9 protein-coding genes, 2 tRNA genes and 2 rRNA genes are annotated in these 15,098 nt (G+C 60.3%); 6 read left to right on the plus strand and 7 right to left on the minus strand.

Annotated elements, in window-relative coordinates; genetic code table 11:
• Positions 1-46 precede the first annotated feature (46 nt).
• The 6 genes from OYT13_RS22255 to OYT13_RS22280 all read right to left on the minus strand — a co-directional run bounded on the left by OYT13_RS22255 (position 47) and on the right by OYT13_RS22280 (position 7,354).
• A 23S ribosomal RNA gene (locus tag OYT13_RS22255) occupies positions 47-2,924 on the minus strand.
• A 327-nt stretch (positions 2,925-3,251) separates the two neighbouring features.
• Positions 3,252-3,327, minus strand: a tRNA-Ala gene (locus tag OYT13_RS22260).
• Between the two features lie 112 nt (positions 3,328-3,439).
• Positions 3,440-3,516, minus strand: a tRNA-Ile gene (locus OYT13_RS22265).
• A 64-nt stretch (positions 3,517-3,580) separates the two neighbouring features.
• Positions 3,581-5,113, minus strand: a 16S ribosomal RNA gene (locus tag OYT13_RS22270).
• Together the 16S and 23S rRNA genes with 2 tRNA genes alongside form the textbook arrangement of a ribosomal RNA operon.
• Positions 5,114-5,689: 576 nt before the next feature.
• The gene (locus OYT13_RS22275; protein ID WP_017233196.1) at positions 5,690-6,493 is read right to left on the minus strand and encodes a basic amino acid ABC transporter substrate-binding protein; all 804 of its coding nucleotides are present in this window, start codon (positions 6,491-6,493) and stop codon (positions 5,690-5,692) included.
• 84 nt (positions 6,494-6,577) lie between these two features.
• A complete protein-coding gene (locus tag OYT13_RS22280) occupies positions 6,578-7,354 on the minus strand; it encodes an enoyl-CoA hydratase (RefSeq protein WP_017233195.1) in 777 nt (258 codons plus the stop codon).
• Positions 7,355-7,886: 532 nt separating this feature from the next.
• Here OYT13_RS22280 and paaN point away from each other — a divergent pair.
• The 5 genes from paaN to paaK all read left to right on the plus strand — a co-directional run bounded on the left by paaN (position 7,887) and on the right by paaK (position 13,611).
• Complete coding sequence (gene paaN / locus OYT13_RS22285; RefSeq protein WP_268566954.1) at positions 7,887-9,581, plus strand: phenylacetic acid degradation protein PaaN; 1,695 nt, start codon at positions 7,887-7,889, stop codon at positions 9,579-9,581.
• A gap of 111 nt (positions 9,582-9,692) precedes the next feature.
• Positions 9,693-10,895, plus strand: coding sequence for a 3-oxoadipyl-CoA thiolase (pcaF, locus tag OYT13_RS22290; RefSeq protein WP_017233192.1), 1,203 nt, complete (start codon positions 9,693-9,695; stop codon positions 10,893-10,895).
• A gap of 53 nt (positions 10,896-10,948) precedes the next feature.
• On the plus strand, positions 10,949-11,731 hold the full coding sequence (gene paaG / locus OYT13_RS22295; RefSeq protein ID WP_017233191.1) for a 2-(1,2-epoxy-1,2-dihydrophenyl)acetyl-CoA isomerase PaaG: 783 nt from the start codon (positions 10,949-10,951) through the stop codon (positions 11,729-11,731).
• A 32-nt stretch (positions 11,732-11,763) separates the two neighbouring features.
• Positions 11,764-12,222: a hydroxyphenylacetyl-CoA thioesterase PaaI gene (gene paaI / locus OYT13_RS22300; protein WP_174975133.1), complete on the plus strand. Its 459-nt coding sequence runs from the start codon at positions 11,764-11,766 to the stop codon at positions 12,220-12,222.
• A gap of 93 nt (positions 12,223-12,315) precedes the next feature.
• Positions 12,316-13,611, plus strand: coding sequence for a phenylacetate--CoA ligase PaaK (gene paaK / locus OYT13_RS22305; protein WP_017233189.1), 1,296 nt, complete (start codon positions 12,316-12,318; stop codon positions 13,609-13,611).
• Positions 13,612-13,685: 74 nt separating this feature from the next.
• Here the strand turns inward: paaK and mltA are convergent, their stop codons facing one another.
• On the minus strand, positions 13,686-14,828 hold the full coding sequence (mltA, locus tag OYT13_RS22310) for a murein transglycosylase A (protein WP_017233188.1): 1,143 nt from the start codon (positions 14,826-14,828) through the stop codon (positions 13,686-13,688).
• Between mltA and OYT13_RS22315 the strand changes: the two genes are divergently transcribed.
• Entirely contained in the window at positions 14,827-15,078 is a 252-nt protein-coding gene (locus OYT13_RS22315; protein ID WP_017233187.1) for a hypothetical protein, read from the plus strand. The two genes, mltA and OYT13_RS22315, sit on opposite strands and share 2 nt — an antisense overlap.
• Positions 15,079-15,098 lie beyond the last annotated feature (20 nt).

Below are 15,098 nucleotides of genomic sequence, written 5' to 3' on the forward strand. Positions count from 1 at the left end.
TCGGCACACTGCACGACACTCACACCAGGAAAAACACACTGGTTATAGGATCAAGCCTCACGGGCAATTAGTATCAGTTAGCTTAACGCATTACTGCGCTTCCACACCTGACCTATCAACGTCCTGGTCTTGAACGACCCTTAAGGGGAATCGAGTTCCCAGGGAAGTCTCATCTTAAGGCGAGTTTCCCGCTTAGATGCTTTCAGCGGTTATCTCTTCCGAACATAGCTACCCGGCGATGCCACTGGCGTGACAACCGGTACACCAGAGGTTCGTCCACTCCGGTCCTCTCGTACTAGGAGCAGCCCCCTTCAAACTTCCAACGCCCACGGCAGATAGGGACCAAACTGTCTCACGACGTTTTAAACCCAGCTCACGTACCTCTTTAAATGGCGAACAGCCATACCCTTGGGACCGGCTACAGCCCCAGGATGAGATGAGCCGACATCGAGGTGCCAAACACCGCCGTCGATATGAACTCTTGGGCGGTATCAGCCTGTTATCCCCAGAGTACCTTTTATCCGTTGAGCGATGGCCCTTCCATACAGAACCACCGGATCACTATGACCTGCTTTCGCACCTGCTCGACTTGTCAGTCTCGCAGTTAAGCACGCTTTTGCCATTGCACTATCAGCACGATTTCCGACCGTACCTAGCGTACCTTCGTACTCCTCCGTTACACTTTGGGAGGAGACCGCCCCAGTCAAACTGCCTACCATGCACTGTCCCCGATCCGGATTACGGACCTAGGTTAGAACCTCAAACAAACCAGGGTGGTATTTCAAGGACGGCTCCACAGAAACTAGCGTTCCTGCTTCAAAGCCTCCCACCTATCCTACACAGACCGGTTCAAAGTCCAATGCAAAGCTACAGTAAAGGTTCATGGGGTCTTTCCGTCTAGCCGCGGGTAGATTGCATCATCACAAACACTTCAACTTCGCTGAGTCTCGGGAGGAGACAGTGTGGCCATCGTTACGCCATTCGTGCAGGTCGGAACTTACCCGACAAGGAATTTCGCTACCTTAGGACCGTTATAGTTACGGCCGCCGTTTACCGGGACTTCAATCAAGAGCTTGCACCCCATCATTTAATCTTCCGGCACCGGGCAGGCGTCACACCCTATACGTCCACTTTCGTGTTTGCAGAGTGCTGTGTTTTTATTAAACAGTCGCAGCCACCAGTTTATTGCAACCCTTTCACCCTCCTGGCGCAGGCCAGTCAAGCTACAAGGGCGTACCTTATCCCGAAGTTACGGTACCAATTTGCCGAGTTCCTTCTCCCGAGTTCTCTCAAGCGCCTTAGAATACTCATCTCGCCCACCTGTGTCGGTTTGCGGTACGGTCTCGTATGACTGAAGCTTAGAGGCTTTTCTTGGAACCACTTCCAATTGCTTCGTACCCGAAGGTACTCGCCCCACAGCCTTGAATTACGCGCCCGGATTTGCCTAAGCGCCTTCTCCACTGCAGGGACCGGGACTTCCAACACCCGGACAACCTTCCGCGATCCGTCCCCCCATCGCATCATACGACGGTGCAGGAATATTAACCTGCTTCCCATCAGCTACGCATCTCTGCCTCGCCTTAGGGGCCGACTCACCCTACGCCGATGAACGTTGCGTAGGAAACCTTGGGCTTACGGCGAGGGGGCCTTTCACCCCCTTTATCGCTACTCATGTCAGCATTCGCACTTCTGATACCTCCAGCATCCTTCACAAGACACCTTCACAGGCTTACAGAACGCTCTCCTACCATGCGAGCAAGCTCGCATCCGCAGCTTCGGTATATTGCTTAGCCCCGTTACATCTTCCGCGCAGGACGACTCGATCAGTGAGCTATTACGCTTTCTTTAAAGGGTGGCTGCTTCTAAGCCAACCTCCTGACTGTTTTAGCCTTCCCACTTCGTTTCCCACTTAGCAATATTTAGGGACCTTAGCTGGCGGTCTGGGTTGTTTCCCTCTTGACACCGGACGTTAGCACCCGATGTCTGTCTCCCGTGATTGCACTCTTCGGTATTCGGAGTTTGCTATGGCGAAGTAATCCGCAATGGACCCTTCAACCATGACAGTGCTCTACCCCCGAAGGTGATACACGAGGCACTACCTAAATAGTTTTCGGAGAGAACCAGCTATTTCCAAGTTTGTTTAGCCTTTCACCCCTATCCACAGCTCATCCCCTAATTTTTCAACATTAGTGGGTTCGGTCCTCCAGTACGTGTTACCGCACCTTCAACCTGGCCATGGATAGATCACTTGGTTTCGGGTCTACACCCAGCGACTGAACGCCCTATTCGGACTCGCTTTCGCTACGCCTTCCCTATTCGGTTAAGCTTGCCACTGAATGTAAGTCGCTGACCCATTATACAAAAGGTACGCAGTCACCCCTTGCGAGGCTCCTACTGTTTGTATGCATGCGGTTTCAGGATCTATTTCACTCCCCTCCCGGGGTTCTTTTCGCCTTTCCCTCACGGTACTGGTTCACTATCGGTCGATTACGAGTATTTAGCCTTGGAGGATGGTCCCCCCATCTTCAGACAGGATTTCACGTGTCCCGCCCTACTTTTCTCAAGCTTAGTTCCACACCAGGGTTTTCTCATACGGGGCTATCACCCACTATGGCCGGACTTTCCATTCCGTTTTGATAACACCGGTGCTAAATCTTGAAGGCTGGTCCCATTTCGCTCGCCACTACTTTGGGAATCTCGGTTGATTTCTTTTCCTGCAGCTACTTAGATGTTTCAGTTCGCCGCGTTCGCTTCACTAGACCTATGTATTCAGTCTAGGATGACCCAAAGGGCCGGGTTTCCCCATTCGGACATTTGTGGATCAAAGCTTATTTGCCAGCTCCCCACAACTTTTCGCAGGCTATCGCGTCCTTCATCGCCTGTAATCGCCAAGGCATCCACCACATGCACTTATTCGCTTGACCCTATAACGAGTGTGTCTTCTCGATCATCGTTTGCGCTTTGGCGCTTACGAGGATCCGATGCAGAGCACCGACTCTTTATAGGTTGAGTTTTCGCGTTGTGCCGTATTCCAAGTCATCTTTCGATCACTTAAATACTAGTTGATACAATCACAACCCGTACAATTTCCACGCGCCATCTCTAACGCGCTTCCGTTGTACTACTACTTCTTCCAAATTGTTAAAGAACAAATACTGCATGACATTGCTGTCATTCAAAAACATTCACACTTGGGGATTTACCACAGACGTAAAAGCTTTTGACTGACATCGATGTGCGATCTAAGGAATTGGTGGAGGCAGACGGGATCGAACCGACGACCCCCTGCTTGCAAAGCAGGTGCTCTCCCAGCTGAGCTATGCCCCCCAAATCAGTCTGATGCGGCGTTACAAAAAACCTTGCATACCGATGTATGCGGCGGCCTTTTGTGCCTTGCCTCAGCCAGATTTCTTTCTACCAGGCGTCGGTGGAAAGAGTTTGGTGGGTCTGGAAGGACTTGAACCTTCGACCCCCGCCTTATCAAGACGGTGCTCTAACCACCTGAGCTACAGACCCGACTTAGATCTACGCAGTCAACAACCGATAAGCGTGAACACTCAACTTCCAGTGCATGCTCTAGAAAGGAGGTGATCCAGCCGCAGGTTCCCCTACGGCTACCTTGTTACGACTTCACCCCAGTCATGAATCCTGCCGTGGTAAGCGCCCTCCTTACGGTTAGGCTACCTACTTCTGGCAAAACCCACTCCCATGGTGTGACGGGCGGTGTGTACAAGACCCGGGAACGTATTCACCGCGACATGCTGATCCGCGATTACTAGCGATTCCAGCTTCACGCAGTCGAGTTGCAGACTGCGATCCGGACTACGATCGGTTTTCTGGGGTTAGCTCCACCTCGCGGTTTGGCAGCCCTCTGTACCGACCATTGTATGACGTGTGAAGCCCTACCCATAAGGGCCATGAGGACTTGACGTCATCCCCACCTTCCTCCGGTTTGTCACCGGCAGTCTCCCTAGAGTGCTCTTGCGTAGCAACTAAGGACAAGGGTTGCGCTCGTTGCGGGACTTAACCCAACATCTCACGACACGAGCTGACGACAGCCATGCAGCACCTGTGTTACGGTTCTCTTTCGAGCACTCCCACCTCTCAGCAGGATTCCGTACATGTCAAGGGTAGGTAAGGTTTTTCGCGTTGCATCGAATTAATCCACATCATCCACCGCTTGTGCGGGTCCCCGTCAATTCCTTTGAGTTTTAATCTTGCGACCGTACTCCCCAGGCGGTCAACTTCACGCGTTAGCTTCGTTACTAAGGAAATGAATCCCCAACAACTAGTTGACATCGTTTAGGGCGTGGACTACCAGGGTATCTAATCCTGTTTGCTCCCCACGCTTTCGTGCATGAGCGTCAGTATTGGCCCAGGGGGCTGCCTTCGCCATCGGTATTCCTCCACATCTCTACGCATTTCACTGCTACACGTGGAATTCTACCCCCCTCTGCCATACTCTAGCCTTGCAGTCACGAATGCAGTTCCCAGGTTAAGCCCGGGGATTTCACATCCGTCTTACAAAACCGCCTGCGCACGCTTTACGCCCAGTAATTCCGATTAACGCTTGCACCCTACGTATTACCGCGGCTGCTGGCACGTAGTTAGCCGGTGCTTATTCTTCCGGTACCGTCATCCCCCCGAGGTATTAACCCAGAGGATTTCTTTCCGGACAAAAGTGCTTTACAACCCGAAGGCCTTCTTCACACACGCGGCATTGCTGGATCAGGCTTTCGCCCATTGTCCAAAATTCCCCACTGCTGCCTCCCGTAGGAGTCTGGGCCGTGTCTCAGTCCCAGTGTGGCTGGTCGTCCTCTCAGACCAGCTACAGATCGTCGCCTTGGTGAGCTTTTACCCCACCAACTAGCTAATCTGACATCGGCTGCTCTTGTAGCGCGAGGCCCGAAGGTCCCCCGCTTTCCTCCTCAGAGCGTATGCGGTATTAATCCGGCTTTCGCCGAGCTATCCCCCACTACAAGGTACATTCCGATGTATTACTCACCCGTTCGCCACTCGCCACCAGGTGCAAGCACCCGTGCTGCCGTTCGACTTGCATGTGTAAGGCATGCCGCCAGCGTTCAATCTGAGCCAGGATCAAACTCTTCAGTTTAAACCTGTTACTGTTTTCGGTTTTTCGTGATAAATCACTCGAACCGGTCGCTCTCAAAGTATGCTGACAAGTTAATTACTTAACTTACCTATTACTTATGTGAGCCTCAATAAATTTAAAGCTTATCTGCCGAAGCAGACGCACTATTCATCGAGTGCCCACACTTATCGGTTGTCTAGTTTTTAAAGATCAATCGCATCGAACTTCGCTTCGTCGCACACTTACCGCGCCGTCGCTTCGTTTTCTGCGTCGCTGCATCTGCAGCAGAGAAGCAAGATTATGTCGCAGCTTCTCGTCGTCGTCAACAGTTTTTTTCGCCTTCTTCGCTCGCCGCCGTAGCGACTCACCAGCTCCAAAACCACCAACCACCGGGCTTTCCAGCCCGTCGCCCCCACCGCTTCGCCGCTTTCGCTGCGTCGCCGTCGTTGCGAGAGACGGAATATTAGTGAAAACCCCGTACCCTGGCAAGCCCTTTGTGAAAATAATTTGAAAACCCATGAAAAAACCCCGTCACGATACGTGACGGGGTTTCTTTAAATGATCACGGCGCCCGCAAATGCCTTGGTATGACAGACCTCAGGACTTCTTGCCGAAGTAGCGCGCGAAGATGGCGTCATATGTCCCGTCCGCCTTGATCGCCTCGATCCCCTTGTTGATCTTGCCCAGCAACTCGGCATCCCCCTTGCGTACTGCGATCCCGTAATACTCCTTGGGAAAGCTGCTATCGGAGACCGTACGCAGCTTGGCATCCGGGTTGTTGGCAACAAAGTTCACCACGACGCCGTTGTCCGCCACCACCGCGTCGACACCGCCGGCCTCCAGCTCCTTCATGGCGAGCGGCGTGCCTTCAAAGCGTTTGACCGACGGATTGTTCTTGCCCATGAGCTTCTGCACCACCTCGTCGCCCGTGGTGGCCGTCTGCACGCCCACCTTGAGCGACTTCAGATCGTCGAATTTCTGCACGGTCGAGTTCAGCGGCACGGCAATCAACTGCGACGCCTCGAAGTAAGGCGCCGAGAAATCCATCTGCTTACGACGCTCGTCGGTGATCGTGATCGCCGAAATCAGAATGTCCCTATCGCCCTGAACCAACGAATTGAAGATGCCCTCGAACGGCGTATTGACGAAACGCACGGAGATGCCCGCCTTGTCCGCGACCGCCTTCATCACATCGATGTCGAAGCCGGCAATCTGCCGGGTATCGGTTTCGAATTCGAATGGCGCGTAGGCGGCGTCCGTGCCGACGACGTACACCGTCTGCGCGCCGTCCGCTCCCGCCGACCGGCCCGCCGCCGATTCCTCCTTCTTCCCGCAGGCACCCAACAGCAGCCCCGAGGCCACGACTAAGGCCAGCGCAAATGTGCGTCGGTTGATCGACATCGTTTTGTCCCTTGCTGAAAAAACCGGCAGCCTATCATAGGACGACCTCCCCGCAGGAGGTCGTCACGGTACAGCACGCCAGAATCAGCGATGTTTGAAAACCGGTTTGCGCTTCTCGACAAACGCGGCCATGCCTTCCTTCTGATCCTCAAGCGCGAACAGCGAATGGAACATCCGGCGCTCGAACTGCACGCCTTCGTCGAGCGTTGACTCGAATGCGCGGTTGACGGCTTCCTTCGCCGCCATCACGACCGGCAATGAGTATTCGCAAATGGTATTGGCCGCGCCGATCGCCTCGTCGAGCAGCGTCTCGAGCGGTACCACGCGCGATACCAGCCCAGCGCGCTCGGCCTCGGTGGCGTCCATGAAACGCGCGGTCAGGCACATGTCCATGGCCTTGGCTTTCGATACGGCGCGCGTCAGACGCTGCGTGCCGCCGGCGCCCGGGATCACGCCAAGCTTGATTTCCGGCTGGCCGAACTTGGCATTCTCGGCAGCGATGATGAAATCGCACATCATCGCCAGTTCACAGCCGCCGCCGAGCGCGAAACCCGACACGGCCGCGATGACCGGCTTGCGAATGCGGCGCACCGTTTCCCAGTTGCGCGTGATGTAGTCTCCTTTGAATACATCCGCGAAGGTGTATTTCGACATCATGCCGATGTCGGCGCCCGCAGCGAACGCCTTCTCGCTACCGGTAATCACCATGCAGCCGATGGCTTCGTCGGCATCGAACGCTGTGAGCGCGGTGCCCAGTTCGTCCATCAGCGCATCGTTCAGCGCGTTGAGCGCTTTCGGACGATTCAGCGTGATCAGGCCGACGCGGCCGCGCGTTTCCACCAGAATATTCTCGTACGTCATCCTCTTCTTCCTCCAGTCAAAGTCTCGTCTTTTGTTTCGGGGGCCGGCGCACTCAGGAGATCGATACCCTGGCAGTCACCGGAAACAGGCATCAGGCGATGGACACACCGTTGGTTCGCAACAGCGCTGCGGCGCACACGGCGAGCAGGGGTAACAAGACCCGCCAGGCGTCGACTGCAGTGGTTAGGCATGATGCCATCGATCCCCTGGCCATGCACCTGGCGTTCCGCCAAGCAGACGACCCGCGCTCCGCGCCGAGTCACCGCCACGACAGCCGGGGCACAGCCTCATCACCGTCATCGCCACCGCCTAAGCTCAACTCTCGGGACGCCACCAAAGCCGTTGGGGAAAACCCGGCATCATCGTGTGCCACGCCCGGAAGATTTGGTGCTATATTAACAAACCAACCGGTCGGTTAATTAATGTCGATGAAAGTGATCGACGACGACCCGGTGCCGTCACCTGCGTCTTGCCGCCCGTCGGCAGACAGCGAATCCGCCAGCCGCATCCCGACACGGACAGATCCACAACCATGACTCATCCCCTCTTCGCCAAACACCAAGAGACTCTCGAGCGCGCCCTTCAGGCCATCGCCACGCGTGGTTACTGGAGCCCGTTTACGGAAATGCCGAGCCCGCGTGCTTATGGCGAGACGGCCGCCGCCGACGGCGAAGCCGCTTTCAAACAGTATCTGAATGCCGCCTTCCCGTTGGAACAGCGCGGCAGCACGGGTAGCGTCGGCCAGGAGGTCTCCCCGTTCGGCTTCGCGCTCCGCACGACATATCCCGGTTTCGAGATCGACGCCCTGCTCGCCCGCGTGAGCGACGCCCACAAGGCATGGCGCGCCGCCACCCCGGACGCCTGGGTCGGCGTATCGCTGGAAATTCTCAACCGCCTGAACGCGCGCAGCTTTGAAATCGCCAATGCCGTGATGCACACGACGGGCCAAGCGTTCATGATGGCCTTCCAGGCCGGCGGCCCGCACGCGCAAGACCGCGGCCTCGAAGCCGTGGCCTACGCATGGGACGAACTGCGCCGCATCCCGGCGGGCGCCTATTGGGAAAAGCCGCAGGGCAAGAACCCGCCGCTCGCCATGGAAAAGCGCTATACGGTCGTGCCGCGCGGCGTGGCGCTGGTGCTCGGCTGCTGCACGTTCCCGACGTGGAACGGTTATCCGGGCCTGTTCGCCAGCCTGGCCACCGGCAACGCCGTGATCGTCAAGCCGCATCCGGGCGCGATCCTGCCGCTCGCCATCACGGTGAAGATCGCGCGTGAGGTCCTGCGCGACGCCGGTTTCGATCCGGATGTCGTGACGCTCGCAGCCACCAACCCGAACGACGGCGCCATCGTCCAGCAACTGGCCACGCGCGGTGAAGTGCGCGTGATCGACTTCACGGGCAGCACCGCCAACGGCGACTGGCTGGAGACCCACGCGCGTCAGGCGCAGGTCTACACCGAGAAGGCCGGCGTGAACCAGATCGTGATCGATTCGACGGACGACCTGAAGGGCATGGCCCGCAACATTGGCTTCTCGCTGGCCTTGTACTCGGGCCAGATGTGCACCGCGCCCCAGAACATCTACATTCCGCGCGACGGCATCCAGACGCCCGACGGCAAGGTGTCGTTCGAGGAAGTGGTCGCCGCCATCGCGGGCAGCGTGCAGAAGACGTGCAGCGACCCGGCCAAGGCCGTTGAGCTGCTCGGCGCGATTCAGAACGAAGGCGTGCTGGCTCGCATCGACGACGCCCGCAAGGTCGGCCGCGTCGTGCTCGACAGCCAGACGCTCCAGCACCCGGCCTTCGCCGACGCCCGTGTGCGCACGCCGCTGATCGTCGCGCTCGACGTGGCCGACGACGCCACCTACACGCGCGAATGGTTTGGCCCGATCGCCTTTGTGATCGCCGTGGACAACAGCGCCCAGGCGTTCGCCCTGGCCGGACGCACCGCCGCCGACCATGGCGCACTCACACTGTCGGCGTATACGACGTCCGCCGAGGGCGAGGCCCAGGCGCTCGACGCCGCCATCGAAGGGCGCGTGGCCCTGTCGCTCAACCTGACGGGCGGCGTGTTCGTGAACCAATCCGCGGCCTACTCGGATTACCACGGCACGGGCGGCAACCCGGCCGCCGACGCGAGCCTGGCCGACGCCGCCTTCGTCGCGAATCGCTTCCGTGTCGTGCAAAGCCGCCACCATGTGCCGGCCAAGTCCGACGCCGGCGCTGCCTGAGCCTCCGATACATCTATCTATAGAGAAGGGAACGGGAAGCCTTGCGCTGCGCGCGCCGCCGGACACGCCTTGCAAGCCCCGCCCCCCAAGTCAAGACAGGAACGAACGATCATGACCGAAGCTTTCATCTGCGACGCGATCCGCACCCCCATCGGCCGCTACGGCGGTGCCCTGAAGGACGTACGCGCCGACAACCTCGGCGCGGTTCCCCTCAAGGCGCTCATGGCGCGCAATCCGAACGTCGACTGGACCCTGATCGACGATGTCATCTACGGTTGCGCCAATCAGGCCGGCGAAGACAACCGTAACGTGGCCCGCATGGCATCGCTGCTCGCTGAGTTGCCGATCGACGTGCCGGGCGCCACGCTCAACCGCCTGTGCGGCTCGGGCATGGACGCCATCGGCACGGCCGCACGCGCCATCAAGGCGGGCGAAGCCGGACTGATGATCGCCGGCGGCGTCGAATCGATGACCCGCGCGCCATTTGTAATGGGCAAGGCCGACAGTGCGTTTTCGCGCCAGGCCGCCATCTTCGACACGACCATCGGCTGGCGTTTCATCAACCCGCTGATGAAGGCGCAGTACGGCGTGGATTCGATGCCGGAGACGGCCGAAAACGTCGCCGACGACTTCAAGATCGGCCGCGAAGATCAGGACCGCTTCGCCGTGCGCAGCCAGGAGAAGGCGGCGCGCGCGCAGGCCGACGGCACGCTCGCGCAGGAAATCACACCGGTCTCGATCGCGCAAAAGAAGGGCGATCCGATCGTCGTCGACCGTGACGAGCATCCGCGCGCCACGAGCCTCGAAGCGCTGGCCAAGCTCAAGGGCGTGGTCCGTGCGGACGGCACCGTGACCGCGGGCAATGCCTCCGGCGTGAACGACGGCGCATGCGCGCTGTTGCTCGCGAGCGAGAGCGCCGCCAAGCTGCACGGCCTCACGCCCCGCGCGCGCGTGCTCGGCATGGCGACCGCCGGCGTGCCCCCCCGCATCATGGGCATTGGCCCGGCCCCGGCCACGCTCAAGCTGCTGCGCCAATTGAACATGACGCTGGATCAGTTCGATGTGATCGAACTGAACGAAGCCTTCGCGAGCCAGGGTCTGGCGGTGTTGCGTCAGCTCGGCGTTGCCGACGACGACGCCCGCGTGAACCCGAACGGCGGGGCGATTGCGCTGGGCCACCCGCTGGGTGCCTCGGGTGCGCGTTTGGTCACCACGGCGATGTATCAGTTGCACCGAACCGGCGGACGCTACGCGCTGTGCACGATGTGTATCGGCGTGGGCCAGGGCATCGCGATCGCCATCGAGCGCCTCTGATCGCCAGCCCTGTTCCGCTCATTCGATATCACGACACCCCGAGGAAGACACCGATGACCGCCACGGTTCAACTGACGCTGCAAGCCAACGTCGCGACGATCACGCTCAACCGCCCCGAGAAGCTCAACAGCTTCACGCGGGAGATGCACGCGGCGTTGCGCGATGCCCTCGATACCGCCCAGGCACAAGGCGCGCGCGCCATTGTGCTGACCGGTGCCGGCCGCGGCTTCTGCGCCGGGCAGGATCTGGCGGATCTGGACTTCACGCCGGGGGCCTCGACCGATCTCGGGGCGCTGATCGACGAAAACTTCAACCCGCTCGTGCGCAAGCTGCGCGCGATGCCGCTGCCGGTGATTGCCGCAGTGAACGGCATCGCGGCGGGCGCGGGCGCGAATCTGGCGCTTGCCTGCGACATTGTGCTTGCGGGGGCGTCGGTCAACTTCCTGCAGGCGTTCGTGAAGATCGGTCTGCTGCCCGACACCGGCGGCACGTGGTTCCTGCCGCAACGTGTCGGCATGGCGCGCGCGATGGGACTGGCGATGCTCGGCGACAAGCTCTCGGCCGAACAAGCCGAGCAGTGGGGCCTGATCTGGCGCTGCGTCGACGATGACGCGCTCCTGCCCGAAGCACAGAAACTCGCCGCGCAATTGGCGTTGCAACCCACGAAGGCGCTCGCCACGATCAAGGAAGCGTTGTATGCCTCGGCCACCAACACGCTCGACCAGCAACTCGATCTCGAACGCGACGGACAGCGCGCACTCGGCGCCTCGTACGATTATGCCGAAGGCGTGAACGCGTTTCTGGAGAAGCGCGCGCCGAAGTTCGAAGGCCGCTGATCGACCGACACCATAACAACACGAGAGACACGATGAGCCTGACCTCCCCCGCCCCCAAGGCAACCAGTGAGATGACACCGGAAGAACTCGCCCGCGCCACGGGCGAATCGATGTACCGCAGCGACCGCGCGAGCCAGTGGCTCGGCATGGAGTTGCAGGAAGTGCGCCCGGGCTATGCGCGCATGACGATGCGTATTCGCGACGAATTCCTCAACGGCCACGCCATCTGCCACGGCGGCTTGATGTTCACGCTGGCCGACTCGACCTTTGCCTTCGCGTGCAACAGCTACAACATCAACACGGTCGCCGCCGGGTGCAGCATCGAGTTCCTGAAGCCGGTCTCGGGGGGCGACACGCTCACGGCCGAGGCACAGGAGCAGGTGCTCTCGGGGCGTCACGGGATCTACGACATTCGCTTGACGAACTCGGCCGGCGAAGCCGTCGCGATGTTCCGCGGCAAGTCCGCGCAGATCAAGGGCAGCGTCGTCTGACACGGCCCCGCAGCACGCGCATCCAGGCACGGGTTCGCGAGTCACACACGTATCAGTGAGTATTAGTAAGTAGCCAGTCCCAAGGAGACAGTCATGACCACCGCCTTGCCGCTCGAGCCGATCGAGAAAGCGAGCCTCGACGAACTGCGCGCCCTTCAGCTCGACCGTCTGAAGACGACGTTGCGGCATGCCTATGAGAATTCGCCGGTGTATCGCCGCAAGTTCGATGAGGCCGGCGTCCACCCGGACGATCTGACCTCGCTGGCCGATCTGGCCAAGTTCCCGTTCACGACGAAGCAGGATCTGCGCGACAGCTATCCGTTCGGCATGTTCGCCGTACCGATGGAGCAGGTCTCGCGCGTGCATGCGTCGTCGGGCACCACCGGCAAGCCGACGGTCGTGGGCTACACGGCCAACGACATCAGCACGTGGGCCGATCTGGTGGCGCGCTCGATCCGTGCCGCCGGCGCGCGTCGCGGTGACAAGGTGCACGTCAGCTACGGCTACGGCCTGTTCACGGGCGGTCTCGGCGCGCACTACGGCGCCGAGCGTGCCGGGTTGACCGTGATCCCGTTCGGCGGCGGCCAGACCGAGAAGCAGGTGCAACTGATTCAGGATTTCAAGCCCGACATCATCATGGTCACGCCGAGCTACATGCTCGCGATTGCCGACGAACTCGAGCGTCAAGGCTTGGTGGCGGCGGAATCGTCGCTGCGCATCGGCATCTTCGGCGCCGAGCCGTGGACGAACGACATGCGCTCGGCCATCGAGAAGCGCATGGGCATCGACGCGGTCGACATCTACGGTCTGTCGGAAGTGATGGGCCCCGGAGTCGCCAGCGAATGTGCCGAGACCAAGGACGGCCCGACGATCTGGGAAGATCACTTCTACCCCGAGATCATCGATCCGGTGACCGGAGAAGTGCTGCCCGACGGCGAGTTCGGCGAACTGGTGTTCACCTCGCTCACGAAGGAAGCGCTGCCGATCATCCGCTACCGCACGCGCGATCTCACGCGCCTGCTGCCGGGCACGGCGCGCACGATGCGCCGCATGGAGAAGATCACCGGCCGCTCCGACGACATGATGATCATTCGCGGCGTGAACGTCTTCCCGTCGCAGATCGAGGAACTGCTGCTGCGCCAGCCGTTGCTCTCACCGCACTATCAGATCATCCTGGACAAGGAAGGCCCGATGGACACGATGGCCGTTGAAGTCGAGGCAGCCGTCGGCTGCCACGACGACACGGCGCTGCAATCGGCGGGCGGCGAACTCAAGCGCGACATCAAGACGCTCATCGGCGTGTCGTGCGCGGTGCGCGTGAAGCCGGTCGGCGGCATCGAGCGCTCGGTGGGCAAGGCACGCCGCGTTTTGGATAAGCGGGTGCGATAAGCGCCGGCCGTGGTCCGTCACGATGAAAAAAAGCCCGTGATCGATTCGCGGGCTTTTTCGTTGACGCTCGACGCTCACTGATTGGGCAGGAACACCCACATACGGCCGCTCTGGCGCATCCGCCCGGCCAGATCGCCGGCGTCGTCGCCCAGCCCCCAGAAGAAATCGGCGCGCACGCCGCCCTTGATGGCGCTGCCGGTGTCCTGCGCGAACATCAACCGGTTGATCGGGGTATTCGCCTGGGCACCGAACGGCGGGCGCGTGGTCGCGAGGAACACCGGGCTGCCAAGTGGGATCGAGGCCGGATCCACGGCGATCGATCGCTCCGCCGTGAGCGGCACGCCCAAGGCGCCCACCGGCCCCTCGATACCGCCCACGCCGTGATTCGGCATCTCGCGGAAAAAGACGAAACGCGGGTTCACATCGAGCAAGGCATCGACGCGCGACGGATTGGCACGCGCCCACGCGCGAATCCCCTGCATCGTCGCCTGCGCGGGCGTGATCTCGCCATGATCGATCAGCCAGCGTCCGATCGACTTGTATGGTTGGTCGTTGTTGCCCGCGTAGCCCACGCGCATGATCGTGCCATCGTCGAGCAATACCTGCCCCGAGCCCTGCACCTGCAGGAAGAAGGCCTCGACCGGATCGTCAACGTACACCAGCTCGTGGCCGCGCAGAATGCCGCTGCGCATGAGTTCGGCGCGCGCGGGCAGCGATCCGGCGCGACGCCCGGTGGGCCATTTGTAAAGCGGTGTCTGATACACGCCGCCACGCACGCGCGAGCCGTGCAGCAACGGCTCGTAGTAGCCCGTGATCAGGCCCGTCTGCGTGCCGTCGGCGTTCGCGATGCGAAACGGCGTAAAGTATTGTTCGAAGAACTGCCGAACCGCAGCCGGATCCAGATCGTCGATACGCTCGGACGCGCGGCACGCAGGTTGCCAGTTGGTTTGACGGCCGAGCTTCACGCAGCTCTGGGCGAGCGCGAGGCGCGCGCCGATGAGCGAGTCGTCCTGCCACCCGTCGACCTGCGACCACGACACGGGCTGCATGCGGCCCGCGCCCGAGGGCGGCGTGGCCACGGTCGACGGTGGCGTACCTGGACGAGACGTGCTCGTCGGAGGCACACTCGAACAACCGTAGAGCAATGCGGCAAACGCGGCGAACGCCAGGCCCCGGCCGGCGCGCCACCGCCCGAACTTCGTCAGGAAGAGCGTCATGGGTAATCTGTTCGATGAATATCCGGCCTTGCTGGTCTTGCCGGAGGTGTTGCTGGCGATCGCGATCGTCGCCGCGATTGTGGTGATGCGTCGCAAGCCGTCGCCCCAACGCAGGGTTCGCCCGATGCGGGCGATCCGGCCGATGCCGAGCGATACCGTCGACCCGGTGGATTCGCGCGATCGGGACGCGGCCGCCGGCGCGGCCGACGATCCGCTCAAACGCGAAGACTGGTCCGACGACCGCCGCTGACGTCCGAACGATGCGCGCAT

Source organism: Pandoraea sp. XJJ-1, assembly GCF_026802345.1.
GTDB lineage: Bacteria > Pseudomonadota > Gammaproteobacteria > Burkholderiales > Burkholderiaceae > Pandoraea > Pandoraea cepalis.

Coding starts and splice junctions, on each gene's coding strand:
- paaK (WP_017233189.1), top strand. CDS start 12,316: ATGACCACCGCCTTGCCGCTCGAGCCGATCGAGAAAGCGAGCCTCGAC.
- mltA (WP_017233188.1), bottom strand. CDS start 14,828: ATGACGCTCTTCCTGACGAAGTTCGGGCGGTGGCGCGCCGGCCGGGGC.
- OYT13_RS22275 (WP_017233196.1), bottom strand. CDS start 6,493: ATGTCGATCAACCGACGCACATTTGCGCTGGCCTTAGTCGTGGCCTCG.
- paaI (WP_174975133.1), top strand. CDS start 11,764: ATGAGCCTGACCTCCCCCGCCCCCAAGGCAACCAGTGAGATGACACCG.
- OYT13_RS22315 (WP_017233187.1), top strand. CDS start 14,827: ATGGGTAATCTGTTCGATGAATATCCGGCCTTGCTGGTCTTGCCGGAG.
- pcaF (WP_017233192.1), top strand. CDS start 9,693: ATGACCGAAGCTTTCATCTGCGACGCGATCCGCACCCCCATCGGCCGC.
- paaN (WP_268566954.1), top strand. CDS start 7,887: ATGACTCATCCCCTCTTCGCCAAACACCAAGAGACTCTCGAGCGCGCC.
- OYT13_RS22280 (WP_017233195.1), bottom strand. CDS start 7,354: ATGACGTACGAGAATATTCTGGTGGAAACGCGCGGCCGCGTCGGCCTG.
- paaG (WP_017233191.1), top strand. CDS start 10,949: ATGACCGCCACGGTTCAACTGACGCTGCAAGCCAACGTCGCGACGATC.